At 60.8% G+C, this 24,849-nt stretch carries 18 protein-coding genes and 4 tRNA genes; 5 read left to right on the top strand and 17 right to left on the bottom strand.

The features are described from left to right. Nucleotides 1-17: 17 nt before the first annotated feature. The 4 genes from leuB to leuC form a co-directional block, all read right to left on the bottom strand. Nucleotides 18-1,100, bottom strand: coding sequence for a 3-isopropylmalate dehydrogenase (gene leuB / locus PDR5_RS09610; RefSeq protein ID WP_064594828.1), 1,083 nt, complete (start codon nt 1,098-1,100; stop codon nt 18-20). A gap of 68 nt (nt 1,101-1,168) precedes the next feature. Then, a complete protein-coding gene (locus PDR5_RS09605; RefSeq protein ID WP_064594826.1) occupies nt 1,169-1,933 on the bottom strand; it encodes a class I SAM-dependent methyltransferase in 765 nt (254 codons plus the stop codon). Nucleotides 1,934-2,077: 144 nt separating this feature from the next. Continuing rightward, a complete protein-coding gene (gene leuD / locus PDR5_RS09600; RefSeq protein WP_064594825.1) occupies nt 2,078-2,722 on the bottom strand; it encodes a 3-isopropylmalate dehydratase small subunit in 645 nt (214 codons plus the stop codon). An 11-nt stretch (nt 2,723-2,733) separates the two neighbouring features. Continuing rightward, the gene (gene leuC, locus PDR5_RS09595; protein ID WP_011333350.1) at nt 2,734-4,152 is read right to left on the bottom strand and encodes a 3-isopropylmalate dehydratase large subunit; all 1,419 of its coding nucleotides are present in this window, start codon (nt 4,150-4,152) and stop codon (nt 2,734-2,736) included. Nucleotides 4,153-4,292: 140 nt separating this feature from the next. On the opposite strand from leuC, the gene PDR5_RS09590 reads away from it, so the two are divergent. The 3 genes from PDR5_RS09590 (at nt 4,293) to PDR5_RS09580 (ending at nt 10,329) form a co-directional block, all read left to right on the top strand. Continuing rightward, nucleotides 4,293-5,183, top strand: a complete 891-nt coding sequence (locus tag PDR5_RS09590) for a LysR family transcriptional regulator (protein WP_007956444.1) — start codon at nt 4,293-4,295, stop codon at nt 5,181-5,183. A 68-nt stretch (nt 5,184-5,251) separates the two neighbouring features. Next, entirely contained in the window at nt 5,252-8,530 is a 3,279-nt protein-coding gene (locus tag PDR5_RS09585; RefSeq protein WP_064594824.1) for a bifunctional diguanylate cyclase/phosphodiesterase, read from the top strand. A gap of 107 nt (nt 8,531-8,637) precedes the next feature. After that, nucleotides 8,638-10,329 (top strand): molecular chaperone HscC, encoded by a 1,692-nt coding sequence (locus tag PDR5_RS09580; RefSeq protein WP_064594823.1) that lies wholly within the window; start codon nt 8,638-8,640, stop codon nt 10,327-10,329. On the opposite strand, the gene PDR5_RS09575 is transcribed toward PDR5_RS09580, so the two are convergent. The 12 genes from PDR5_RS09575 to gltX all read right to left on the bottom strand — a co-directional run bounded on the left by PDR5_RS09575 (nt 10,326) and on the right by gltX (nt 19,753). Next, nucleotides 10,326-13,022, bottom strand: a complete 2,697-nt coding sequence (locus PDR5_RS09575) for a J domain-containing protein (RefSeq protein WP_064594821.1) — start codon at nt 13,020-13,022, stop codon at nt 10,326-10,328. The genes PDR5_RS09580 and PDR5_RS09575 overlap by 4 nt on opposite strands. After that, on the bottom strand, nt 13,019-13,714 hold the full coding sequence (locus tag PDR5_RS09570) for a DUF1266 domain-containing protein (protein WP_064594819.1): 696 nt from the start codon (nt 13,712-13,714) through the stop codon (nt 13,019-13,021). Before PDR5_RS09570 ends, PDR5_RS09575 begins: the two co-directional genes overlap by 4 nt. Nucleotides 13,715-13,899: 185 nt before the next feature. Beyond that, a complete protein-coding gene (locus tag PDR5_RS09565) occupies nt 13,900-14,343 on the bottom strand; it encodes an Hsp20 family protein (protein ID WP_011333344.1) in 444 nt (147 codons plus the stop codon). 121 nt (nt 14,344-14,464) lie between these two features. Continuing rightward, a complete protein-coding gene (locus PDR5_RS09560; RefSeq protein ID WP_064594817.1) occupies nt 14,465-15,424 on the bottom strand; it encodes a tRNA dihydrouridine synthase in 960 nt (319 codons plus the stop codon). Between the two features lie 35 nt (nt 15,425-15,459). Further along, nucleotides 15,460-15,921: an acyl-CoA thioesterase gene (locus PDR5_RS09555; protein WP_011333342.1), complete on the bottom strand. Its 462-nt coding sequence runs from the start codon at nt 15,919-15,921 to the stop codon at nt 15,460-15,462. Nucleotides 15,922-15,968: 47 nt separating this feature from the next. Then, on the bottom strand, nt 15,969-16,802 hold the full coding sequence (locus tag PDR5_RS09550) for an alpha/beta fold hydrolase (protein WP_039770146.1): 834 nt from the start codon (nt 16,800-16,802) through the stop codon (nt 15,969-15,971). Between the two features lie 30 nt (nt 16,803-16,832). After that, the gene (locus tag PDR5_RS09545) at nt 16,833-17,372 is read right to left on the bottom strand and encodes a TetR/AcrR family transcriptional regulator (protein WP_039770145.1); all 540 of its coding nucleotides are present in this window, start codon (nt 17,370-17,372) and stop codon (nt 16,833-16,835) included. Nucleotides 17,373-17,555: 183 nt separating this feature from the next. Beyond that, nucleotides 17,556-17,631, bottom strand: a tRNA-Glu gene (locus PDR5_RS09540). Nucleotides 17,632-17,709: 78 nt separating this feature from the next. Then, nucleotides 17,710-17,785: transfer RNA gene (locus PDR5_RS09535), tRNA-Ala, on the bottom strand. A gap of 53 nt (nt 17,786-17,838) precedes the next feature. After that, a tRNA-Glu gene (locus tag PDR5_RS09530) sits at nt 17,839-17,914 on the bottom strand. A 79-nt stretch (nt 17,915-17,993) separates the two neighbouring features. Further along, nucleotides 17,994-18,069: transfer RNA gene (locus tag PDR5_RS09525), tRNA-Ala, on the bottom strand. Between the two features lie 202 nt (nt 18,070-18,271). After that, nucleotides 18,272-19,753 carry a glutamate--tRNA ligase gene (gene gltX, locus PDR5_RS09520; RefSeq protein ID WP_007956429.1) on the bottom strand — a complete coding sequence of 494 codons (1,482 nt, stop codon included), beginning with the start codon at nt 19,751-19,753 and terminating at the stop codon, nt 18,272-18,274. Nucleotides 19,754-19,983: 230 nt separating this feature from the next. Between gltX and PDR5_RS09515 the strand changes: the two genes are divergently transcribed. Continuing rightward, nucleotides 19,984-21,033, top strand: coding sequence for an HlyD family secretion protein (locus PDR5_RS09515; RefSeq protein WP_064594815.1), 1,050 nt, complete (start codon nt 19,984-19,986; stop codon nt 21,031-21,033). 49 nt (nt 21,034-21,082) lie between these two features. After that, entirely contained in the window at nt 21,083-22,573 is a 1,491-nt protein-coding gene (locus tag PDR5_RS09510; protein WP_172829521.1) for an MDR family MFS transporter, read from the top strand. A 60-nt stretch (nt 22,574-22,633) separates the two neighbouring features. Here PDR5_RS09510 and uvrB read toward each other — a convergent pair whose 3' ends face one another. Further along, the gene (uvrB, locus tag PDR5_RS09505; RefSeq protein ID WP_011333338.1) at nt 22,634-24,649 is read right to left on the bottom strand and encodes an excinuclease ABC subunit UvrB; all 2,016 of its coding nucleotides are present in this window, start codon (nt 24,647-24,649) and stop codon (nt 22,634-22,636) included. Between the last annotated feature and the right edge of the window lie 200 nt (nt 24,650-24,849).

Genomic DNA, 24,849 nt, shown 5'->3' with positions numbered 1-24,849 from the left:
GCAGCGGGCCCGAGAGATTACAGATTCCGCAGCGCGGCGACTACTGCGTCACCCATTTCCTGCGTACCGACTTTAGTGCAACCGGTCGAAAAGATGTCGCCGGTGCGCAGACCCTTATCCAGCACCACGCTGACCGCTTTCTCGATGGCGTCGGCGGCTTCGTGCAGATTGAAGCTGTAACGCAGCATCATCGACACCGACAGGATGGTCGCCAGCGGGTTGGCAATGCCTTTGCCGGCGATGTCCGGTGCCGAGCCGTGGCAAGGCTCGTACATGCCCTTGTTGTTGGCATCCAGCGAGGCCGACGGCAGCATGCCGATGGAGCCGGTGAGCATCGACGCTTCGTCGGACAGGATGTCGCCGAACATGTTGTCGGTGACGATCACGTCGAACTGCTTCGGTGCACGCACCAGTTGCATGGCGGCGTTGTCGACGTACATGTGGCTCAGTTCAACGTCCGGGTAATCCTTGGCCACCTGCTCGACCACTTCACGCCACAGTTGGCTGGACGCCAGCACGTTGGCCTTGTCCACCGAGCACAGCTTCTTGCCACGCACGCGGGCCATGTCGAAACCGACGCGGGCGATGCGGCGGATTTCGCTCTCGCTGTACGGCAGGGTGTCGTAGGACTGGCGCTCGCCGTTTTCCAGGGTGCGGGTGCCGCGCGGTGCGCCGAAGTAGATGCCGCCGGTCAGCTCACGGACGATCAGGATATCCAGGCCGGCAACGATTTCCGGCTTCAAGCTCGAAGCCTCGGCCAGTTGCGGGTACAGGGTCGCCGGACGCAGGTTGCCGAACAGGCCCAGTTGCGCACGGATTTTCAGCAGACCGCGCTCAGGGCGGATGTCACGCTCGATGGTGTCCCATTTCGGGCCGCCGACGGCGCCCAGCAGCACCGCGTCGGCGGCACGGGCGCGATCGAGGGTTTCGTCGGCCAGCGGCACGCCGTGCTTGTCGATGGCGGCGCCACCGATCACGTCATGGCTCAGCTCGAAGCCCAGGCTGTACTTGTCGTTGGCCAGCTCCAGCACCTTGACCGCTTCGGCCATGATTTCCGGACCAATACCGTCGCCTGGGAGAATCAGAATCTGCTTGCTCATGCTTTCCTCGTGTCTTCAGTCGGTGCGCCGTCGACGGGCGCGCCGGGAAAAATGCTTGTCGTTCGAACTTACTTTTCGGCCCAGAGCACCAGTACATCTGTACTGAATGAACCATCGGCCTCAATCTCAAAATATTCGCGCACTTCGTTGCCCATCGATTGCTGCAACTGGCGGATCGCGACGCGCATCACTTCGGGTGTGCGCATGCGCTCGACCCAGCTGTTGTACTCCAGACGCAGGCGCTGACGCGTAGTGCTGCGGGTGTGCAAACCGGCCTCGCTGACCTGGCGCAACCACTCGCCGGCCGAATAATCGCGCACATGGCTGGTGTCGCGCAGCACTTCGACGCTCTGCAAATAGGTGTCGAACAGCGGACTGCCCGGCGACAGCACATCGATGAACGCCGCCACGCCACCCGGTTTCAGCACCCGGCGCACTTCGCGCAAGGCCACACCGAGATCGCTCCAATGGTGCGCCGAATAGCGGCTGAACACGAAGTCGAATTCGCCATCGGCGAACGGCAGGTGCTCGGCGGCGCCGTTGACCGTGGACACATTGCTCAAGCCGCGATCAACGGCCGCGGCGGCAACCACGTCGAGCATCTGTTGCGACAGGTCGTAGGCCACCACTTCCTTCACCAACGGGGCGACGTGAAAACTCACGTGCCCGGCGCCGCAACCCAGGTCCAGCACCCGCGCCTCGCCCTGCCCCGCCAACTCAGCCTGCAGCAGCGCAAATTCAGTGCCTTGAGCGTGAACGGCGCTGCTCAGGTAGGCGGCGGCCTGTTCACCGAATTGCTTTTGTACAACCTGACTGTGGGCGGTGCTGGTCATGGATACGTCCTTTTCTGGGCCAAGTCTTGCGCTGCCTTTGCCGGCCTCATCGCTGGCAAGCCAGCTCCCACAGTAAATGCAGCGTTCACAAAACCTGTGGGAGCGGGCTTGCCCGCGATGGGGTCAGCCCTGACTACATCAATCTCACGCGTCGCGGAACAACCACGGCTGGCTAGCGCGATGTTTGGCTTCGAACGCGGCAATCGCATCGCCGTCCTGCAAGGTCAGGCCGATGTCGTCCAGGCCGTTGAGCAGGCAGTGTTTGCGGAAGGCGTCGATCTCGAAGCGGTAGACCTTGCCGTTCGGGCTGGTGACGGTCTGCTCGTGCAGATCGATCTGCAACTGATAGCCCGGTTCGGCCTCGACCTGCTTGAACAGCTCGTCGACTTCGGCGTCGCTCAGGATGATTGGCAGCAAACCGTTCTTGAAGCTGTTGTTGAAGAAGATGTCGGCATAGCTCGGCGCGATGATGCTGCGGAAACCGTATTCTTCCAGCGCCCACGGCGCGTGTTCACGGCTGGAACCGCAACCGAAGTTTTCGCGGGCCAGCAACACGCTGGCGCCTTGATAGCGCTCGGCGTTGAGCACGAATTCCTTGTTCAGCGGACGCTTGGAGTTGTCCTGATACGGCTGACCCACATCGAGGTAACGCCACTCGTCGAACAGGTTCGGGCCGAAACCGGTGCGCTTGATCGATTTCAGAAACTGCTTCGGAATGATCTGATCGGTGTCGACGTTGGCACGATCCAGAGGCGCGACGAGACCAGTGTGCTGGGTAAAAGCTTTCATGCTGCGCTCCTTTAGATCAATTCACGAACGTCGATGAAACGACCGTTCACCGCCGCCGCAGCGGCCATGGCCGGGCTGACGAGGTGGGTACGGCCACCGGCGCCCTGACGGCCTTCGAAGTTACGGTTGGAGGTCGAGGCGCAATGCTCGCCGGACTCCAGACGGTCCGGGTTCATCGCCAGGCACATCGAGCAACCCGGCTCGCGCCATTCGAAACCGGCTTCGAGGAAGATCTTGTCCAGACCTTCGGCCTCGGCCTGGGCCTTCACCAGACCCGAGCCCGGCACCACGATGGCCTGCTTGATGGTCGAGGCGACCTTGCGGCCCTTGGCGATGACCGCTGCAGCGCGCAAGTCTTCGATCCGCGAGTTGGTGCAGGAACCGATGAATACGCGGTCGAGCTGAATGTCAGTGATCGCCTGATTGGCGGTCAAACCCATGTATTTCAAGGCGCGGACGATCGAGTCGCGCTTGACCAGGTCCATCTCTTTAGCCGGGTCCGGCACGTTCTGATCAACGGCCAGCACCATTTCCGGCGAAGTGCCCCAGCTGACCTGCGGCTTGATCTGTGTGGCGTCGAGCTCGACCACGGTGTCGAAATGCGCGTCGGCGTCGGACACCAGGTCTTTCCAGGACTCGACAGCCAAATCCCACTCGGCGCCTTTCGGTGCGAACGGACGACCCTTGACGTAATCCACAGTCTTCTGGTCCGCCGCCACCAGACCCACGCGGGCGCCGGCTTCGATGGACATGTTGCAGATGGTCATGCGGCCTTCGATGGACAGATCGCGGATCGCGCTACCGGCGAATTCGATGGCATGGCCGTTACCGCCGGCGGTGCCGATCTTGCCGATGACCGCGAGGACGATGTCCTTGGCGGTCACGCCGAACGGCAACTGGCCTTCGACGCGCACCAGCATGTTCTTCATTTTCTTGGCGACCAGGCACTGGGTGGCGAGCACGTGCTCGACCTCGGAGGTGCCGATACCGTGAGCCAAGGCACCGAACGCGCCGTGGGTCGAGGTGTGCGAGTCGCCGCAGACCACGGTCATGCCCGGCAAGGTCGCGCCCTGCTCCGGGCTGATCACGTGAACGATGCCCTGGCGCACGTCGTTCATCTTGAATTCGACGATGCCGTATTCATCGCAGTTGTCGTCGAGGGTCTGAACCTGCAAACGCGAGACCTGGTCGGCAATGGCTTCGATGCCGCCCTTGCGCTCCGGGGTGGTCGGTACGTTGTGGTCCGGGGTGGCGATGTTGGCATCGATGCGCCACGGCTTGCGTCCGGCCAGACGCAGGCCTTCAAAGGCTTGCGGCGAGGTCACTTCGTGGATGATGTGACGATCGATATAGATCAGCGCCGAGCCATCGTCGCGCTGCTTGACCAAATGCGAATCCCAGAGCTTGTCGTAGAGCGTTTTGCCGGCCATCAGACGGTTCCTCATCAGCTTGTTTCTATGCCCTGGGCTTATCAATAACCCTTTGGCTTGTGAGGCCGATCCTATGGGGTTAGATTAAATAACTCAAATTCATATTTTTTATGCTTTGGATAACCAACTGGAATACGAACATGGACCTGGCCAACCTCAATGCTTTTATCGCGATTGCCGAGACTGGAAGCTTCTCCGGTGCCGGCGAACGGCTGCACCTGACACAACCGGCCATCAGCAAACGCATCGCCGGATTGGAGCAGCAATTGAATGTGCGGCTGTTCGACCGCCTCGGTCGTGAAGTGGGCCTGACCGAGGCCGGCCGGGCCCTGCTGCCAAGGGCTTATCAGATTCTCAACGTGCTGGACGACACGCGCCGCGCCCTGACCAACCTGACCGGCGAAGTCACCGGCCGCCTGACCCTGGCCACCAGTCACCACATCGGCCTGCACCGTCTGCCGCCCTTATTGAGGGAATACACTCGCCGCTACCCACAGGTGGCGCTGGATATTCAGTTCCTCGATTCGGAAGTGGCCTACGAGGAAATTCTCCACGGCCGGGCAGAACTGGCAGTCATCACCCTGGCGCCTGAGCCGCATACGCTGGTCAAGGCCACGCCAGTCTGGGATGACCCGCTGGATTTCGTGGTGGCCCCGGAACATTCATTGATCAGCAACGGCGCCGTCACATTGGCGGACATTGCCGGTCATCCGGCGGTTTTCCCCGGCGGCAACACTTTTACCCACCATATTGTGCAGCGGCTGTTCGAGGCTCAGGGCCTGACGCCGAACATCGCCATGAGCACCAACTACCTGGAAACCATCAAGATGATGGTGTCGATCGGCCTGGCCTGGAGCGTTTTGCCGCGCACCATGCTCGATGAACAGGTGGCGCGCATACCTTTACCGGGCATACAGCTCAGTCGCCAGCTAGGCTATATCCTGCACACTGAAAGGACGCTGTCGAATGCTGCACGGGCGTTTATGGCCCTGCTGGACGCTCAAATCGATCTGCCAGGGACTCTCGGCTAACTTGTGCTACTCCTATAGAGCTGCCGCCCCTGTGCCAAACGCCCAAATCAGCTCAAGGCCCCTTAACAATGCCGAAATCTGTTAACCGTATTCCGCCGATGCCGCGTATTCAGGCCATTGATCCACGGCGATCCGAGCAGAGCTGGGAGAGCGCGCCGCAATTGCTCGCGGCACTCAACGGTGCCCGGCTCGGCGCCTGGTACTGGGACATCGAGCGCGGGCAGATCAGCTGGTCGCGGGGCACCCAGGCCTTGTTCGGCTTTGATCCTCGGCAACCGCTGCCCGAAGACCTGGAATACCTCGATCTGCTGCCACCGGAAGACCGGGCGAAAACCATCCGCGCCTTCCACGCGGTGATTGCCGGCGCTCCGCTGGAACAGGCGATGCACCATCGCATCCGCTGGCCCGACGGCAGCCTGCACTGGCTGGAGATCAACGGCAGCCTGCTCCCCGACAAACACGGTCGACCCCGAATGATCGGGGTGATCCGCGAAATCACCCACCAGCGGCAACGGGAACAGGCGCTCAGCAGTTCGGAGAAACGTTTTGCGACACTGTTTCATCTGTGCCCGAACATGGTGCTGCTGACCCGCCAGGAAGACGGCCTGATCAGCGAGGCCAACCAGTATTTCGAAAGCCTGTTCGGCTGGCCGGTACAAAGCGCCATCGGGCGCACCACCCTGGAACTGGGCCTGTGGGTGCATCCCGAGCAACGGGCGGAGCTGGTCAAGAAAACCAAGGCCAAGGGTGAACTGGTCAGCATGGAGGTGCAGTTCCGCGCCAGCAACGGCCAGATCCACGACGGCATCCTCAGCGCGCAAAAGGTTGAGCTCGAAGGCCAGCCTTACCTGCTCAGCACCTTTCTCGACACCACCGAACGCAAAGCCGCCGAACATGCCCTGAAAGACAGCCAGGAACGCCTCGACCTGGCGCTGGATTCGGCGCAACTCGGCACCTGGGACTGGCACATTCCCAGCGGCATGCTCTATGGCTCGGCCCGCGCTGCGCAATTACACGGACTGGAGCCGAAACCGTTCCATGAATCCTTTGAAGAGTTTTTCGAGGGCGTCCCCGGCGAAGAACGCGACAGCATGCGCGACGCCTATCGCAGTCTGCGCGAAGGCCCGGCGGGCAATTATCAGCTGACTTACCGCGTGCAATTGCCGGACGGCAGCTCGCGCTACCTGGAAAGCCGCGCCCGCCTCTATCGCGACGACAACGGCGTACCGCTGCGGATGGCCGGCACCCTGCTGGACATCACCGATCAGGTCGAGCGCGAACAACGGTTGGTGGCTTCGGAAGAGAAATTCGCCACGCTGTTCCAGGTCAGCCCCGACCCGATCTGCGTCACGCGCCAGGAAACCGGGGAATTCATCGAGATCAACTCCAGCTTTTCCCAGACCTTCGGCTGGAGTGCCAGCGATGTGATTGGCCACACCGCCGAAGAAATCGGCCTGTGGGACGCCTCGGCGAAAAGCCTGCAACGCATCGAACGGGTGATCCGCGAACAGGGCCTGAGCAACGTCGCGATCATCGTCCAGCACAAGGACGGCCAGTCGCTGACCTGCGTAATTTCCAGCCGCCAGATCAGCGTCGGTAACCAGCCGTGCATCGTCACCACGCTGCGCGACATCACCCAGCAACAGCGCTCGGAAGCGGCGCTCAAAGCCAGCGAAGAGAAATTCGCCAAGGCGTTTCACTCCAGTCCCGACGCGATCACCATCACCGAACGCGACACCGGGCGCTATCTGGAGGTCAACGACGGCTTCTGCCGCCTCACCGGCTATCGCGCCGACGAAGTGGTGGGCAAAACCGTGTATCAGGTCGGTATCTGGGCCGAGGAAAAACAGCGTTCGGCACTGCTGGCCGAGCTACAGATCAAGGGCCGCGTGCACCATCAGGAAATGCTCGGGCGCAACAAGCGCGGCGAGATCCTGACGGTGGAAGTCTCGGTCGAGCCGATCACTCTCAACGAAACCGCCTGCCTGCTGCTCACCGCCCGGGACGTCAGCCTGCTGAAGAACGCCGAAGCGCAGATCCGCCATCTGGCCTATCACGACCCGCTGACCAACCTGCCCAACCGCGCGCTGCTGATGGATCGCCTGAGCCAGCAGATCGCCCTGCTCAAGCGTCACAACCTGCGCGGGGCGCTGCTGTTTCTCGATCTGGATCACTTCAAGCACATCAACGACTCGCTGGGTCACCCGGTCGGCGACACGGTGCTGAAAATCATCACCGCACGGCTTGAAGCCAGCGTGCGCATGGAAGACACCGTGGCGCGGCTCGGTGGCGATGAATTCGTGGTGCTGCTCAGTGGCCTGGAAGGCACACGCAATGACGTCAGCGCTCAGGTGCGCGAGCTGGCCGACACCATTCGCGAGTTGCTGTCGGAGCCGATGTTCCTCGACGGCCAGCGTCTGCAAGTGACGCCGAGCATCGGCGTGGCGCTGATTCCCGATCACGGCTCGACCCCGACCGATCTGCTCAAACGCGCCGATATCGCGCTATACCGCGCCAAGGATTCCGGGCGCAACACCACGCAGATGTATCACAACACCATGCAGAAAGCGGCCAGCGAACGGCTGCGCATGGAGACCGACCTGCGTCTGGCGCTGGCCCGGGGGGAATTCGACGTGCATTACCAACCGCAGATCGACGCCCAGGACAACCGCATCATCGGCGCCGAAGCCCTGGTACGCTGGAATCACCCGGAACTCGGCGCGCAATCGCCTACCGAATTCATCAAGGTGCTGGAGGACAGCGGGCTGATTCTGGAGGTCGGCACCTGGATCCTCGACGAGGCGTGCGAAGCCTTCAAACAATTGATCGCCGAAAAGCTGATCGATCCTCTGGCCTTCAGCCTGTGTGTGAACATCAGCCCCCGGCAGTTCCGCCAGAACGACTTCGTCGAGCGCATCGAGCACAGCATGAGCAGCCACGGCCTGCCCTGCTCCTTGCTGAAACTGGAAATCACCGAAGGCATCGTCATTCAGAATCTGGAAGACACCATCAGCAAAATGCGTCGACTGAAAAAACTCGGCGTGAGTTTTGCCATGGACGATTTCGGCACCGGCTATTCATCGCTGACCTATCTGAAACGATTGCCGGTGGACACGCTGAAGATCGATCAGTCATTCATCCGCGACGCCACCACCGACCCCAACGACGCCGAAATCATCCGCGCCATCGTCGCCATGGCCCGCAGCCTGGAACTGGAAGTGATCGCCGAAGGCGTGGAAACCCCGGAACAGCTGGCGTTCCTGCAAGGGTTGGGCTGCCATTTGTATCAGGGCTATCTGCACAGCCGGCCGTTGCCGCTGGAGGGGTTGAAGGGATTGCTGGAATGACGGACATCTGCGGTTACTACCCCGAGCATTGACCCCTGGCCGGTAATTGCCAGGGTTGGCGGCAACCTGTAGGGTCGCGTTTTTTTCGCGCTGTTTCGAGATCGATCATGCAGGATGCATCCCTCCCCCGCCCGGCCCTGCTGGGCATTGACCTTGGCACCACCAACAGTTTGATCGCCGTCTGGCAGGACGGTCAGGCCCGATTGATCCCCAACGCCCTCGGCGAGGTGCTGACCCCGTCAGTGGTCAGCCTCGATGAAGACGGGACCATTCTGGTCGGCAAGGCTGCACGCGCACGCCTGACAACCCACCCGGAACGTACAGCCGCCGCGTTCAAGCGCTTCATGGGCAGCGACCGGCAGATCGAACTCGGCACCACAACCTTCAGCCCGGAAGAATTGTCGGCACTGGTGCTGGGCTCACTCAAGCAGGACGCCGAGGCTTTTCTCGGCCACCCGGTGGCTGAAGCGGTGATTTCCGTGCCGGCGTATTTCAGTGACGAACAACGCAAACGCACCCTGTTTGCCGCCGAACTGGCAGGCCTGAAGGTTTCCCGACTGATCAACGAGCCGACCGCCGCCGCGATGGCGTATGGGCTGCACGAGCAGAAATTCGAACGCACGCTGATATTCGATCTGGGCGGCGGGACGTTCGATGTCACTGTGCTGGAATATGCGTTGCCGCTGATTGAAGTGCATGCGTCCACCGGCGACAACTTTTTGGGTGGGGAGGACTTTACCGCTGCACTGCTGAATGCCTGTCTGAAAAACTGGCGACTGACTCCGTCGATGATTGATCCGCAAGGCATGGCCAGCCTGGGCGATGCCCTGGAACAACTCAAATGCAAACTCGGCGAAGGCCCTCAATCTTTGAGCTGGCACCATGCCGACAAACTGCACGAATGGTCGCTGGACGAAGCCGCTGCCGTGAAGATCTGGGAACCGCTGCTGGCACGATTGCGCGCGCCGATCGAGCAGGCCCTGCGCGATGCGCGCCTGAAACCACGGGATCTCGACAGTCTGGTGCTGGTTGGTGGGGCAACGCGGATGCCTGCGGTACAACAGATGGTCGCGACCCTGTTCGGACGCCTGCCCTACCGGCATCTTGATCCCGACACCCTCGTTGCACTGGGTGCAGCCACGCAAGCGGCCTGCAAGGCGCGCGATGGCGCGATCGAAGAACTGATTCTGACCGATGTCTGCCCGTATACGCTGGGCATCGCAACTATGCGTGGCAAAGGCATCGACGGCGCCTTTTCGCCGATCATCGAACGCAACACCATCATTCCGACGTCACGGGTCGAGCGCTACCACACAACCCACCCCCGACAGGAGCTGCTGCGCATTGCCGTTTATCAGGGTGAGCGGCCGTGGGTACGTGACAACATCCTCATTGACGCTTTCGATGTCACCTTGACGCCCACCGATAACATTCAGGAGCTGGACGTACGCTTCAGTTACGACATCAACGGTTTGCTCGAAGTAGACGTCACGCTGCTCGAGACCGGCGAACGCCACAGCCACAGCATCGACCGCAGTCCCACCGGGCTGAATGAACAAGCGCGCAGAGACAGCCATAACCGACTGTCGACGCTGAAGGTCCATCCACGCGACGCATTGCCCAACCGCACACTGCTGGCCCGTCTGGAGCGGGCATGGATGCAAAGTCTGGGCACGCAGCGCGAACACATTGCCGAGTGGCTGCACAACTTCACCACGGTACTCGCCGGACAGCAGCCGGCAGAGATCGCCAGCCACCGCTCAGAACTCAACAAGGCGCTGGACCAACTGCGCTTCTAACCGTTGAGCCGCCGCAGAGCAGCCTGCAGACCACCGGACAGCATCTCGCCAGCGCCGCTGTCCGGTGGCACGCCATATCGATTGGGCAACTTGTCACCGGGAAAGCCGAACAGCAGCAGCGGCAGGAACGGCAAGATCGGCGACAAGGCCATGAATATCAGCAATGTGGGCAGGCCTCGCCCCATATCATGCAAACGGCGCAGAGTGGCGCCGAATAACACCAGAACACCCAGTAACAGGATCAGAACGCCAAAAAATGTAGTACCGCTGATCAATCCTGCCACCGGCGCAATCACTACACACCCCAGAACCTGAGCGATAAAAGCCTTGCGCCCCAGCCGCGACCCCAGGCGCCAGATCGCCCCTGCCGGCACCGGCTGAATATCACTTTTGGCCAACATCAAACGCTCCGACCAGGACAGCAAGGCACACAGCGCTAGGCGCAAGCCGATACTGTTCTGCAAGTCATCCTTGCCCTGCTGCAATTGGCGCAGTACTCGCGTTTTCGGCACTCCGGCAGCGCCATAGCGAACCATGGCCTTGAGCGCATCGAGAGACTCGTACGCCAACAATTTGTCGACGCCGAAATCCGTCAACACCTTGCGCGGCGGCCACACTGGCTCGCCTTTGATCAAGCCGTCACGAAACCCTTCGAACCAGTCGTCTTCGCAACTGACCGCCGCGATGGATTGCAACAACGCACGGTGCTGCTCGGCGCTCAGGCTCGGGTCGTGATAGAGCACGCCCCAGAACATCAACAAACCCAGCAGGTCGTCGCCACATGCAGCGCGATCGCTTTCGATGCAGGTGTAAAGCAGGGTATTGGAAGGCAATCGGGAACTATCGAGGGCCTGCTGAACGCTGAACAATTGCTGCACCAACAAGCCGTGTACCGGATCATTGCCTTGCAGCCAGCCCAGCAAACCGTCGCAATTGCCTTGCTCGCGTTGCAAACGGCGCAACAGTGGCTGCAATCGGCTCAAGGGATGAGCCGGATTGAACGGCAGACGCTCCAGGCACTGCCCATCTATCAATTGCAGACAACGTTCCGGCTGATCCAGCAACGCCAGCAAAGACATGGTTTGAGCGTGCCACTCCCACACTGCCTCCCCCAGCCCGACCGACGGCAACCCGATCCCGCGACGGCTCAACTGAAAAAGCAGATCGAGTTCGGACAGGTCACAGTCGTCTTTGACGGCACCCAACCTGAACGCTTCGGCGATGCGCTCCAGGGCGGTGTCACTGTACGGCCGCAAGCGACGCAGCCACAGGCGACAGACCTTGTGCAGCTCGCCTTTTGTCAGCTCCTGCGGCAATTGCTGCGATGTTGAATCCGCTTCGCTGAAGGCGCTCATCGCCTGTGCAATCGGCGCATTCGCCAACCAGCGCAGATGCTGCCCGGCCTGAACTTTGAACCCGCTCAACACCAGGCATTCGAGCGCATCGACCGGAAGCGGCTGATCCAGAATCCGCTGCAGCAAGACCGCATCACCGCGATGCAGCGCCCAGGCATGCCGGTACAGTTGCAGCAGCCGGCTGTCGGCATTCTCACCCAGCAGTTGGGCAAGCAACGGGAGCTCATCGCCTGTCATGCGCCAATCGACAAAACTTTGCGCCAGGCTATCGAGCTTCAACCGCCCGACACCCAACCAACGGTTCAGCGTCTCGGGGCGTTGTGACGGACTGCCGTATACCTGCGCGTCATCCCCGAGATCCGCAGGCCAGTCAGAAAAATCGTCCAGACAATCGAACGCCTGAATCAGCAGGGGCAGAAAAGTCGGTTGCCGCTTGGCGCACAATTCCAGCAGACGACTTTCGGCCATCGGATGGCGGAACTCGTTCCACAGTCGGATCCAGCAAGGCAATGCCTGATCGTCCCGCCCCAGCAGACTGCTCTGACACGCCAACAGGTAAAGCCAGTCCACGTCATCAGGTGCTTCCAGCTGCTTTTCGACGCAGCACTGCAAAAATGTCGATGCACCGATGCCCGCCTGAGTGAACTGCACCAGCAAACGCTTGATGAACGCAGCATCATCCGGCAACGGCAGACAGGTGTGCTGACCGGCGAAGTCGGCAAACTCATGGAGTGGACGCTTGGCGAAAATGAAGTCGAGGCTGCGTGCGTACCAGAGTGTTTCGGTCTGCGCAGCCTCTGACCAAGCGCTCATCAGATCGGTATCGAACGGGTCAGGCGTTTCAATTCGTTGCAGAAAGGCTTCAACCCGCTGTGCGTCTTCGAATTCCAGATCCAGCAACTGCTGATCCCAGGCCATTCGCCTGGCCAACAGATTCGCGCAGCGGTAGGACAGCGGACCGGCATCGGCCATCCGGTGGTAGAGCCCCCAACTGAGTTCATCGAGCTGTTCCAGCGACAGCTCATCCAGCGCCCGGACAAATGCCTGCCACGCCTCGAAGTTGAAACGCCGCGCGGGATCGTCAAGCAACTCGCAGAAATCCGCGAACGCCTGCGGGATCTCGACAACCTCCTGCTCTGACTCTTCAGTTTCTTCCTCGAGCGCTTCTTGCTCGTCTTCACGCGCCAGGCGCAAGGCATTTTCGTAGGCCATGCGCAGCGCCTGAAATCCTTCAGGATCGGTTTCCGGATGATGCGACGGCAATCGTGCGCGGTAGGCATCGCGAATCAGGGTTTCGTCGGATGTAGGCTCGATGCCCAAGCGAATCCAGCAACTCATGACCAGTCGAACTCCTTGAGCGATTCCGGACGGGGTAACGAATCAATTTCCATGTGCCAGGGCAGGTCGGCCAGAAAGTGCGGGATGTTCTGGGCGAGGCCGCGGGTGATCCGCAGGTTATGAGCACTGTCACCCTGCCGTTCCAGCTCCCAGGCCAACTCGTCATCGCTTGTGTTTAGGCAGCACCAAAAGCTGCGACCCACAACAAAGCCATTGAAGTAGGACATCCAGCTACCGTAGTGAAACTGCGCCCTGACGGCCAAACGACTGTGCAGCCAGTTGCTTTCGGCCAGATCAATCCACTGATTGCGCACCGCGCAACGCAGGAGAAATCCCATCCGCCCGTAGTCCCAGGACAAAATTCCTCCGGGACCACAACCGCCGAAAGTGCGACTGGCAAACTCATGCAGAACACGCTCACGAGGGCTCAGCCCTTCGAGCAGGCGTTGCCATTCACTCGGCAGACAACGTTGCCATGCCGAGTAGGCTCCACTCAGGTGCTTGGCATGTCCGTCGTCCGTCATCCATTGGAGCATGTCGAACAATTGCCGCCGGTCATCGATACCCCAGCTGTCTTTCAGATCGATGTAGCGGTCGTCGCAGAACGCGGGGTCGTCGTACCCGGCGCCGGTGTTGAGCGCTGCCATTGGCGCAGAAAGGGCGCACAGCCAGCGCTGTTGAATATCGTCCATGAAAAAAGGCTCCAGGCCGACCGATAAGGATGGGGTCGGCAAAACTGCGGCGGATTGTAGAGAAACCGCCGCTGGCGGCAAAGTCGAACAGCCATTTTCCTGCGCCCACAAAAAAGGCCCCGACGTATCGGGGCCTTCATTCAGCGGCTTATCGCCCGTTCAGACGATTTGTTTCTGCAAGTGACTCAGTGTTGCAGAGCCGGCTGCGCCCCGTTGATCGGGATGCGCTTGGCTTTCGCCTCTTCCGGAATCACGCGCAACAGGTCGATGCTCAACAGACCGTTGCTCAGGCCGGCGGCCTTGATCTCGATGTGATCGGCCAGACGGAAGGACAGCTTGAATGCACGCTGGGCAATGCCCTGGTGCAGGAACGTGACGCCTTCGTTGGCATCGCGCTTGCCGCCACTGATGGTCAGCACGCCTTTTTCGACTTGCAGTTCCAGGTCTTCTTCCTGGAAACCGGCCGCCGCCACGACGATGCGGTATTGATCGTCACCGTGTTTTTCCACGTTGTAAGGCGGATAGGTGCTGCCTGGCTCGTTGCGCAGGGCAGTTTCGAACAGGTCGTTGAAACGGTCGAAACCCACCGAGGAACGGAACAGTGGAGCGAGGGAAAATGCAGTACTCATGATTCAAATCTCCTGAAAACAATCAGCAAGTTTTTTTGTCTCCGCGACCCGAATTCGGCATCGCGTAACCCTTAGATAGGGACCTGCGTTTTGTTTTCAAGAGATCGTTTGAAGATTTTTTTCAGGCGGCTTCGGCGACCGGCAAACCCAGCAAACGCGAGACCTGATCCGGCTCGGTCTCCCGGCGCAGCATGGTAAACAGCTCGACGGCCTCGGGGTAATTGCGGGTCAGCATGGCCAGCCACTGTTTCAAACGGCCCGGCGACTGGCGCGCGGTCATTTGCGCTTTGGCTTGCAGCCAGAAGTCCTGGATCAGTGGCATCAGTTCGGTCCAGGTCATCTCGACGACCTCCTCACCGGCACGGGCAGCGGCGATCTGACGGGCCAGATCCGGGCGCGACACCAGACCACGACCGAGCATGATGTCTTCGACGCCGCTGATTTCCCGGCAGCGGCGCCAGTCTTCGACGCTCCAGATATCGCCGTTGGCGAACACCGGCACCTTGACCACGTCCTGCACGCGTGGAATCCACTCCCAATGCGCCGGCGGCTTATAGCCGTCGACCTTGGTGCGGGCGTGAACCACGATGTGCTCGGCGCCGCCCTCGGCCAGCGCCGTGGCGCACACCAGCGCGCCGTCCGGGCTGTCGAACCCCAGGCGCATCTTGGCGGTAACGGGAATGTGTGCGGGCACGGCGCGACGCACGTGCTCGACGATCCGGTTGAGCAGCTCCGGCTCCTTGAGCAGCACCGCACCGCCACGGGATTTGTTGACGGTCTTGGCCGGGCAGCCGAAGTTCAGGTCGATCACTTCAGAGCCCAGTTCGCAGGCCAGCGCCGCGTTTTCCGCCAGGCACACCGGATCGGAACCCAGCAACTGCACGCGCAGTGGTACGCCGGAAGCGGTGCGCGCACCGTTGAGCAGTTCAGGGCCGAATTTGTGGAAATAGGCCGGGGTCAGCAACTGGTCGTTGACCCGAATGAACTCGGTCACGCACCAGTCAATACCGCCGACACGGGTCAGAACATCGCGCAGGATGTCGTCGACCAACCCTTCCATCGGCGCCAGAGCAATTTGCATGGGGAACACACACTCAAGGAAAAACGTGCGGCAGTTTACTGGGTTTCGCGGGTTAAACCCATGTCCGCCGTCTGTATGGCCGGGCCGTAGCCTTCGATGAACTCGGCGGGCATGCGCTTGGGCCTGCCGGTGGACAGCTCGATGCAGACGAAGGTGGTCTGGGCGCGCAGCAGCGTGGCGTTGTCGCTGGGGCGGATCAGCTGGAAGTGACGGGTCATTTTCAGGCGCTGATCCCAATCGACGATCCAGGTCGCCAGTTGCAGCTCATCGCCTTCGTAGGCGGCGGCCAGGTAATCGATTTCGTGTCGCACCACGGCCATCGCCCGATCCAGACGCCGGTACTCGACCAGATCCAGGCCCAGGCGCTGCGAGTGGCGCCAGGCACAACGCTCGAGCCAGGTCACGTAGACCGCGTTGTTGGCATGGCCCAGCCCGTCGATGTCCTCGGCGCCCACTTGCAGATCAATGGTAAATGGCGTTGCCCGATCCCAGCCCATGCCCTACTCCCGGTCAGATGATTCAACCGGGGCAGTGTAACGGATGACTACGCCGATTGCCGCGCCTGAAGGCTGCGCCCGGCCAGCAGTGATAACACACCATCAATCACCCGAGGGTCGGCCAGTACGCGCTGGTGACCGCCGGCTTCCAGACGCAACAGGCGACTGTCGAACCAGGATTCGTGGATCAGCTGGGATTCCTTGACCGAGACGAAGGTGTCGTCTTCGGCATGCACGATCAGGCCCGGCATATCCAGTTGATAGTGGGCGACATCGAGAGTGGCGGCGCGCATGCCGACGTCCTGTTCAACCTCGCGAATGAACGCGGAACGAGCTCTGGGTGGCATGCCGACGTAACGGGCAAATCCGCGCAAAACACCAAGAATTCGCGCCGGAGCGGCAATGCTGACCAGGGTTTCAGTGCGCAAGCCCAATTGCACGGCGAGCATGGCACTGGCGCCGCCCATGGAGTGACCAATGACCGCTTGCAACGGCGGCAGCTCAGCAGCGGCCTCAAGCATCGCACGGGCGAACAGCACCACATTGGCTTCGCGCCCCGGTGAGCGACCGTGGGCCGGGCCATCAAGCGCGACAACGGTGTAACCCGCTTCAACCAGCGCGGTGATCAACGCGGCAAACTGGGTGGGCCGCCCTTCCCAGCCGTGCATCAGCAAAACAGTCGGGCCTTGCCCCCAGCGCAGGGCCGAAAGACCGAAGCGCAAGGTGATGCGTTCGGATTTCGCCAGCAGCGGCAATTCCCAGTCCCTCGGTTTATTCACGCGCGGCGTCATGAACGCCAACCGCATTTTGCTCGCCACCAGTTTCGGTGCGAACCAGCCCAAGGTGCCATTAACGCCACGAACCCACTTCAACGTGCTCATCGCTCTCTCCCCGGGCTTGTAGCCTTCAGGTCAACGCACCGCCGACTTGGCGGCGCGCAGCAATCGATCGGATAAATCCCCAGGCCCCAACGCCCTCGCGAGCGCCAGGCCACCCACCATCAAGGCCACGTCGGCCAACGCTTTGTCGGTGTCTTCCGGCGCTGCGGCCAACTGCGCAATCATCAATTCCAAGTGTTCGTTCAACGCGATCCGAAAGGCCTCCGGCAGACGGCCCAGCTCACCAATGGAGGCCGGAATCGGGCAGGCCGAATCGCTGGAATCGCGATGCTTGCGCGACAGATAGAACGCGGCTACCAGAGCGCGGCGCTCTTCACCGGTCAGCTCGCTGTCCATGTCGGCAATCAGGTCGCGTCGACGACCGAGCAATTGCTTGAAGGCCTCAAGCATCATGGCGTCCTTGCTTTCGAAGTGGGCATAGAAGCCGCCGACGGTCAGGCCGGCCGCCCCCATCACTTCGCCCACGCTCGGTTCAGCCGGACCGCGCTGGATCAGTGCAGCACTGGCGGCCTTGAGAATGCGTTCGCGGGTTTGAGCTTTCTTGTCGTTCATCGTCGCCTCCGAATATTACGATAGCAATATTATTCTCATAATAATATTCCGCAAGTCACACGCGTGACCGCTGGTCTGAAGCACAGTGTTAAGGAAAAAGAGGATTTGGCCAAACGCCAGACAAACAAAAGGGCCATTCAATAATTGAATGACCCTTATAAAATCCCGCAGAGCGGGTAATCGTGGCGTCCCCTAGGGGACTCGAACCCCTGTTACCGCCGTGAAAGGGCGGTGTCCTAGGCCACTAGACGAAGGGGACACAAACCTTCTGTACAACTGATCAGCGCTGAGTACTGATCGATTCAAGGCCGGCGTGGCCAGACCTTGAACTGTAAATTGGTGGAGCTAAGCGGGATCGAACCGCTGACCTCCTGCATGCCATGCAGGCGCTCTCCCAGCTGAGCTATAGCCCCGGATTTTTCGCCTCTCGGCGGAGCGACATCTTGCAACATCGCTTCTGTAAAACTGGCGTCCCCTAGGGGACTCGAACCCCTGTTACCGCCGTGAAAGGGCGGTGTCCTAGGCCACTAGACGAAGGGGACGCAAACCCTTCTATACAACTGATCAACGCTGAGTGTTGATCGCTTCGAAGCCGGTGCGGCCAGGCTTCGAAGTGTAAATTGGTGGAGCTAGACGGGATCGAACCGTCGACCTCTTGCATGCCATGCAAGCGCTCTCCCAGCTGAGCTATAGCCCCTCATCGTTGATGTCATCGCTGAGGACGGGGCGAATCTTAAGGGCGTATCGAAAGGCTGTCAAACTTATTTTTGAAAAAATTCAAAATTTTTTGTCGGCATTACAATCACTTACCGCCCTCCCCCCGTAAATTCGGGGGAAAACACCGAAGGACAGGATCAAAAGATCATGACCTTCGGCGCGTCCTGCAGAGTCAAACGCAATCAGGCGATGGCGCCCAACAGTTTTTCCCACTCTTTGTTTTCTTTCTTCGACACGCCGCCCAGCAGGTCAATCGCCTGGCGCAGACGGAAACGGGTCAGGTCCGGCCCGAGGATTTCCATCGCATCGAGCACCGACACCGAACTCGCCTGCCCGGTGATTGCAGCAAACATCAGCGGCATCGCGTCACGCAGCTTCAGCTCGAGGGATTCAACCACCGCCTGAATCGTCGCGGTGATGCTGTCCTTCTCCCACTGACGCAGGCTCTCAAGCTTCCACAGGATCAACTGCATCAGTTGACGAACCTGATCGCCCGACAGCTTTTTCGATTCGAACAGCTTGGCATCCGGGTTCACGCCACCGGCGAAGAAGAATCCGGCCAGCGGTGCAACCTGGCTGAAGGTTTCGACGCGGCCCTGAACGTGCGGCGCGATCTTCATCATGTATTCGGAATTGAACGCCCACTTCTGTACGCGAGCGGCGAACTCTTCCACCGGCAGATCACGCAGCCACTGGCCGTTGAGCCACGACAGTTTCTCGATGTCGAAAATCGGCCCGCCCAGCGACACGCGCTTGAGGTCGAAGTTGTCGACCATTTCCTGCAGCGAGAACTTCTCGCGCTCGTCCGGCATCGACCAGCCCATGCGGCCCAGGTAGTTGAGCATCGCCTCAGGCATGAAGCCCATGCGCTCGTAGAACGTCACCGAAGTCGGGTTCTTGCGCTTGGACAGCTTGCTCTTGTCCGGGTTACGCAGCAGCGGCATGTAGCACAGCTCCGGCTGTTCCCAGCCGAAATACTCGTAAAGCAGGATCAGTTTCGGCGCCGACGGCAGCCATTCTTCGCCACGCAGCACGTGGGTGATACCCATCAGGTGATCGTCGACCACGTTGGCCAGGAAGTACGTCGGCAGGCCGTCGGTCTTCATCAGCACTTGCATGTCCATGCGATCCCACGGGATCTCGACATCGCCACGCAGCATGTCCGGCACCACGCAGACGCCTTCGCTCGGCACCTTCATGCGGATCACGTGCGGCTCGCCGGCAGCCAGGCGACGGGCGACTTCTTCCTTGGACAGCAACAGCGCCCGGCCGTCGTAACGCGGAGTTTCGCCGCGAGCCATTTGCTCGGCGCGCATCTGGTCCAGCTCTTCGGCGGTGCAGAAACACGGGAAGGCGTGGCCCATGTCGACCAACTGCTGGCAGTACTTCTGGTAGATATCGCCGCGCTCGCTCTGACGGTAAGGACCGTGCGGGCCGCCGACGTCCGGGCCTTCGCTCCAGTCGATACCCAGCCAGCGCAGGGCGTCGAAGATCTGCTGTTCGGACTCGCGGGTCGAACGCAACTGATCGGTGTCTTCGATCCGCAGGATGAACTCACCGCCGTGCTGCTTGGCAAAGCAGTAGTTGAACAGTGCGATGTAAGCGGTACCTACGTGGGGATCCCCGGTAGGCGATGGCGCGATGCGAGTGCGGACGGTGGTCATGGCATGTCTCGAAAAGAATGAAAAGCAAAGAACGATCAAGCGGCGAATGGTAACAGGCGACACCCGCCCCGCTCCAGCGGGCAGGGCATTTAAGCCAAGGTTGCGTCTGGAACGCCCGTTGGCCGTGGTGAATGGCCGAATATCAACAGACGGCATTTACCGCTCATCGGCTGTGTGCCAGATTCGCCTGCTGATAACTTTCCTTACAATTCCTCGACTACAGTTTGCCCATGCCTGCCCAACTCAAGCGTCGCCTGTTCATTTTCCTGTTGCTGGTCCTGCTGATTGCCGGGGGCTTTTTCGCCCATTGGTTTTTCAAGGGACGCTTTTATGAAAGCACCGACAACGCCTATGTCCAGGGTGAAATCACCCGCGTGTCGAGCCAGTTGAGCGCACGCATCGAGGAAGTGCTGGTGCAGGACAACCAGCATGTGGAAAAAGGCCAGTTGCTGATTCGTCTCGAACCGAATGATTTCCGTCTCGCCGTCGATCGCGCCAATGCCGCCCTCGCCACCCGCGAAGCCGAACGCCTGCAGGCCCAGAGCAAATTGACTCAGCAATCGAGCCTGATCGCCGCCAGCGATGCGCAAGTGGCAACCACGCAAGCCACCCTCGGGCGCTCGCAGATGGATTTGTCGCGGGCAGAAACCCTGCGTAAACCCGGCTACGTCTCCGAGGAGCGGGTCACCACCCTCTCCGCCGACGCTCATATCGCCCGCTCGCAAGTGGCCAAGGCCCAGGCCGATGCCCAGAGCCAGCGCCAGCAGGTCAACGCGCTGACCGCCGAGATCAAACGCCTCGATGCGCAGATCGCCAACGCCCGCGCCGACCTCGCCCAAGCCGAACTGAACCTGACCCGCAGCGAAATCCACGCACCGATCAGCGGCCTGATCGGCCAGCGTGCCGCGCGCAATGGTCAGGTGGTGCAGGCCGGCGCCTATCTGCTTTCAATCGTTCCGGACGAAGACATTTGGGTGCAGGCCAATTTCAAGGAAACCCAAATCGGTCACATGCAGCCGGGCCAGAAAGCCGAGCTGCTTTTCGATGCCTACGGCGATACGCCGATCGAGGCCCGGGTCGACAGCCTGTTCGCCGCCTCCGGCGCGCAGTTCAGCCTGTTGCCGCCGGACAACGCCACCGGCAACTTCACCAAGGTCGTGCAGCGGATTCCGGTCAAGCTGACCTTCAAGGCCGATAACCCGCTGCACGGCAAGATCCGTCCGGGCATGTCCGTCACCGCCACCGTGAACATCAAAGACGCCCCGGACAATGGCCGGTGATTCACTGATCCGCCCGGTCGGCGAACCGACCCGGCGGGACTGGATTGCGGTGATGAGCGTGATGCTCGGCGCCTTCATGGCGGTGCTCGACATCCAGATCACCAACTCCTCGCTCAAGGATATTCAGGGCGCCCTGTCGGCGACGCTGGAAGAAGGCTCGTGGATTTCGACGTCTTATCTGGTGGCGGAAATCATCATGATCCCGCTGACCGCCTGGCTGGTGCAGTTGCTGTCGGCACGGCGGCTGGCGGTGTGGGTGTCGCTGGGCTTTCTGATTTCTTCGTTGCTGTGCTCAATGGCCTGGAGCCTGGAGAGCATGATCGTGTTTCGCGCCATGCAGGGCTTCACCGGCGGCGCGCTGATCCCGCTGGCGTTCACCCTGACCCTGATCAAACTCCCCGAACATCACCGCGCCAAAGGCATGGCGATGTTTGCCATGACCGCTACCTTCGCCCCGTCCATCGGCCCGACCCTCGGCGGCTGGCTCACGGAGAACTGGGGCTGGGAATACATCTTCTATATCAACATCCCGCCGGGCCTGATCATGATCGCCGGGCTGATGTACGGCCTGGAGAAAAAAGAAGCGCATTGGGAGCTGCTGAAAAGCACCGATTACACCGGCATTCTCACGCTGGGTATCGGGCTTGGTTGCCTGCAGGTTTTCCTTGAGGAAGGCCATCGCAAGGACTGGCTGGAATCGAGCCTGATCGTGACGCTGGGCAGCATCGCCCTGCTGAGCCTGATCACCTTTGTGATCGTGCAGATTTCCAAGCCCAATCCGCTGATCAACCTGGGCATCCTGCGCAACCGCAATTTCGGGCTGTCGAGTATTTCCAGCCTCGGCATGGGCGTTGGGCTGTACGGTTCGATCTATCTGCTGCCGCTGTATCTGGCGCAGATCCAGAACTACAACGCCCTGCAGATCGGCGAAGTGATCATGTGGATGGGCGTGCCGCAGCTGTTTCTGATTCCGCTGGTGCCGAAACTGATGAAATTCGTCTCGCCGAAATGGCTGTGCACGATCGGATTCGGCCTGTTCGGGCTGGCGAGTTTTTCCTCCGGCGTGCTCAACCCGGATTTCGCCGGGCCGCAGTTCAACCAGATCCAGATCATCCGCGCACTGGGCCAGCCGCTGATCATGGTGACCATTTCGCTGATCGCCACGGCATATATCCTGCCGCAGGACGCGGGTTCGGCGTCGAGCCTGTTCAACATCCTGCGCAACCTCGGCGGCGCCATCGGCATCGCCCTGCTCGCGACGCTGCTGGATGCGCGCACCAAGACCTACTTCGATTACCTGCGTGAAGCGGTGGTGCCGACCAATCCGCAGGTGGCCGAACGCCTGGCGTCGATGAGCGATCGTTTCGGCAGTGACACGGCGGCGTTGGGCAAGTTGAGCGAGATCGTTCATCAGCAGGCGCTGATCATGGCCTACAACGATGCGTTTCATTTTGTCGGGATTGCGCTGGGGATCAGCATGTTGGCGATTTTGCTGACCAAGAAATTGCCAGCCGGACTGAAGGCCGGCGAGGCACATTAACCTTGAGCGGACGCAGAGCGTCCAGGGCTGCATTCCCACGCAGAGCGTGGGAACGATCCGTTAAACGGCCAACAGCCGCTCACGCAGCTTGGCGATTTCGTCGCGCATCTGCGCCGCCGCTTCGAATTCCAGGTCGCGGGCCAGCTGGTACATCTTCTCTTCCAGTTGGCGGATGCGCTTGGTGATCTCGCTCGGCGAGCGCAGTTCGGCTTCGTACTTGGCGTTTTCTTCGGCGGCCTTGGCCATGCCTTTGCGCTTCTTGCTGCGCGAACCGGGCACGGTGGCGCCTTCCATGATGTCGGCGACGTCCTTGAACACGCCCTTCGGCGTGATACCGTTGGCCAGGTTGAAGGCGATCTGCTTGTCGCGACGGCGCTCGGTTTCGCCGATGGCCCGCTCCATCGAACCGGTGATGCGATCCGCGTAGAGAATCGCCCGACCATTGAGGTTACGCGCCGCCCGGCCGATGGTCTGGATCAGCGAACGCTCGGAACGCAGAAAACCTTCCTTGTCCGCGTCGAGAATCGCCACCAGCGACACTTCCGGCATGTCCAGACCTTCACGCAGCAGGTTGATCCCCACCAGCACATCAAAAGTACCCAGACGCAGGTCGCGGATGATTTCCACCCGCTCGACGGTGTCGATGTCCGAGTGCAGATAACGCACACGCACGCCGTGATCGGCCAGGTAATCGGTCAGATCTTCGGCCATGCGCTTGGTCAGCGTGGTGACCAGCACTCGCTCCTCTACCGCGACGCGCTTGGTGATTTCCGAGAGCAGATCGTCGACCTGGGTCAGCGCCGGACGCACTTCAACCTGCGGGTCGACCAGACCGGTCGGGCGCACAACCTGTTCGATCACCCGGCCGGCGTGTTCGGCTTCGTAGTTGCCGGGCGTGGCCGAGACGAAAATCGTCTGCGGGCTGACCCCTTCCCACTCGTCGAAGCGCATCGGCCGGTTGTCCAGCGCCGATGGCAGGCGGAAGCCGTATTCCACCAGGGTCTCTTTACGCGAGCGGTCGCCCTTATACATCGCGCCGACCTGCGGCACGCTGACGTGGGATTCGTCGATCACCAGCAAGGCGTCGGCTGGCAGGTAATCGTAGAGCGTCGGCGGCGCCGCACCGGCCGGACGACCCGACAGGTAGCGCGAGTAGTTTTCGATGCCGTTGCAATAACCGAGTTCGAGGATCATCTCCAGGTCGAATCGGGTGCGCTGCTCCAGGCGCTGGGCTTCCACCAGTTTGTTGTTGTTGCGCAGGTATTCCAGGCGCTCCTGCAATTCGACCTTGATCCCCTCGATGGCGTCGAGCAGGGTTTCCCGAGGCGTCACGTAGTGGCTTTTCGGATAGAAGGTGAAGCGCGGCAGCTTGCGGATGACCTCGCCGGTCAGCGGGTCGAACGCGGAAATGCTCTCCACTTCGTCATCGAACAACTCGATGCGGATCGCTTCGAGGTCGGATTCCGCCGGGTAGATGTCGATCACATCGCCGCGCACCCGGAAGGTCGCCCGGGCGAAATCCATGTCGTTGCGGGTGTATTGCAGGTCGGCCAGCCGCCGCACCAGCGCACGCTGGTCGAGCTTGTCGCCGCGATCGACGTGCAAGACCATTTTCAAATAGGTTTCCGGACTGCCCAGACCGTAGATGCACGACACCGTGGTGACGATGATCGCGTCCTTGCGCTCCAGCAACGCCTTGGTCGCCGACAGACGCATCTGCTCGATGTGGTCGTTGATCGACGCATCCTTCTCGATGAAGGTGTCGGACGACGGCACATAGGCTTCGGGCTGGTAGTAGTCGTAGTAGGAAACGAAGTACTCGACGGCGTTGTTCGGGAAGAATGACTTGAACTCGCCGTACAACTGCGCGGCCAGCGTCTTGTTCGGCGCCAGCACCAGGGTCGGGCGCTGCACCTGGGCGATCACATTGGCGATGCTGAAGGTCTTGCCCGACCCGGTCACCCCGAGCAGCGTCTGGTGCGACAGCCCGGCTTCGATGCCTTCGACCATCAGGCGAATGGCTTCGGGTTGATCGCCGGCGGGGTCGAAACGGGTGACGAGCTGGAATTCAGACATAAACACCTCTGGAATCGCGACGCTGCTGGCAAACCGCAGCACCACGAGAATGACCGCAAACGACCGATGTCGCGCAAGAAAAAACGAAGATTGTGCTGAATGTGGAGCCGATTGCCTCGCCTTTCAAGGCAAACGTCCTACATCCGGTAAAGTCTCCGACAGATCCATTCGACTAACGGTCGAGAAATAATCGGAAAAAC

The sequence above is a fragment of the Pseudomonas sp. DR 5-09 genome, from assembly GCF_001655595.1.
GTDB lineage: Bacteria > Pseudomonadota > Gammaproteobacteria > Pseudomonadales > Pseudomonadaceae > Aquipseudomonas > Aquipseudomonas pharyngis.
Note: the sequence above shows the minus strand (reverse complement) of the source record. Positions and strands in the feature narration are given on the sequence as shown.

Bases quoted from the DNA above. Each gene is read 5' to 3' on its own strand.
- uvrB (WP_011333338.1), bottom strand. From the start codon at position 24,649: ATGTCTGAATTCCAGCTCGTCACCCGTTTCGACCCCGCCGGCGATCAA.
- PDR5_RS09580 (WP_064594823.1), top strand. From the start codon at position 8,638: ATGCAGGATGCATCCCTCCCCCGCCCGGCCCTGCTGGGCATTGACCTT.
- PDR5_RS09565 (WP_011333344.1), bottom strand. From the start codon at position 14,343: ATGAGTACTGCATTTTCCCTCGCTCCACTGTTCCGTTCCTCGGTGGGT.
- PDR5_RS09560 (WP_064594817.1), bottom strand. From the start codon at position 15,424: ATGCAAATTGCTCTGGCGCCGATGGAAGGGTTGGTCGACGACATCCTG.
- PDR5_RS09555 (WP_011333342.1), bottom strand. From the start codon at position 15,921: ATGGGCTGGGATCGGGCAACGCCATTTACCATTGATCTGCAAGTGGGC.
- leuB (WP_064594828.1), bottom strand. From the start codon at position 1,100: ATGAGCAAGCAGATTCTGATTCTCCCAGGCGACGGTATTGGTCCGGAA.
- gltX (WP_007956429.1), bottom strand. From the start codon at position 19,753: ATGACCACCGTCCGCACTCGCATCGCGCCATCGCCTACCGGGGATCCC.
- PDR5_RS09605 (WP_064594826.1), bottom strand. From the start codon at position 1,933: ATGACCAGCACCGCCCACAGTCAGGTTGTACAAAAGCAATTCGGTGAA.
- PDR5_RS09590 (WP_007956444.1), top strand. From the start codon at position 4,293: ATGGACCTGGCCAACCTCAATGCTTTTATCGCGATTGCCGAGACTGGA.
- leuD (WP_064594825.1), bottom strand. From the start codon at position 2,722: ATGAAAGCTTTTACCCAGCACACTGGTCTCGTCGCGCCTCTGGATCGT.
- leuC (WP_011333350.1), bottom strand. From the start codon at position 4,152: ATGGCCGGCAAAACGCTCTACGACAAGCTCTGGGATTCGCATTTGGTC.
- PDR5_RS09515 (WP_064594815.1), top strand. From the start codon at position 19,984: ATGCCTGCCCAACTCAAGCGTCGCCTGTTCATTTTCCTGTTGCTGGTC.
- PDR5_RS09550 (WP_039770146.1), bottom strand. From the start codon at position 16,802: ATGAGCACGTTGAAGTGGGTTCGTGGCGTTAATGGCACCTTGGGCTGG.
- PDR5_RS09575 (WP_064594821.1), bottom strand. From the start codon at position 13,022: ATGAGTTGCTGGATTCGCTTGGGCATCGAGCCTACATCCGACGAAACC.
- PDR5_RS09585 (WP_064594824.1), top strand. From the start codon at position 5,252: ATGCCGAAATCTGTTAACCGTATTCCGCCGATGCCGCGTATTCAGGCC.
- PDR5_RS09545 (WP_039770145.1), bottom strand. From the start codon at position 17,372: ATGAACGACAAGAAAGCTCAAACCCGCGAACGCATTCTCAAGGCCGCC.
- PDR5_RS09570 (WP_064594819.1), bottom strand. From the start codon at position 13,714: ATGGACGATATTCAACAGCGCTGGCTGTGCGCCCTTTCTGCGCCAATG.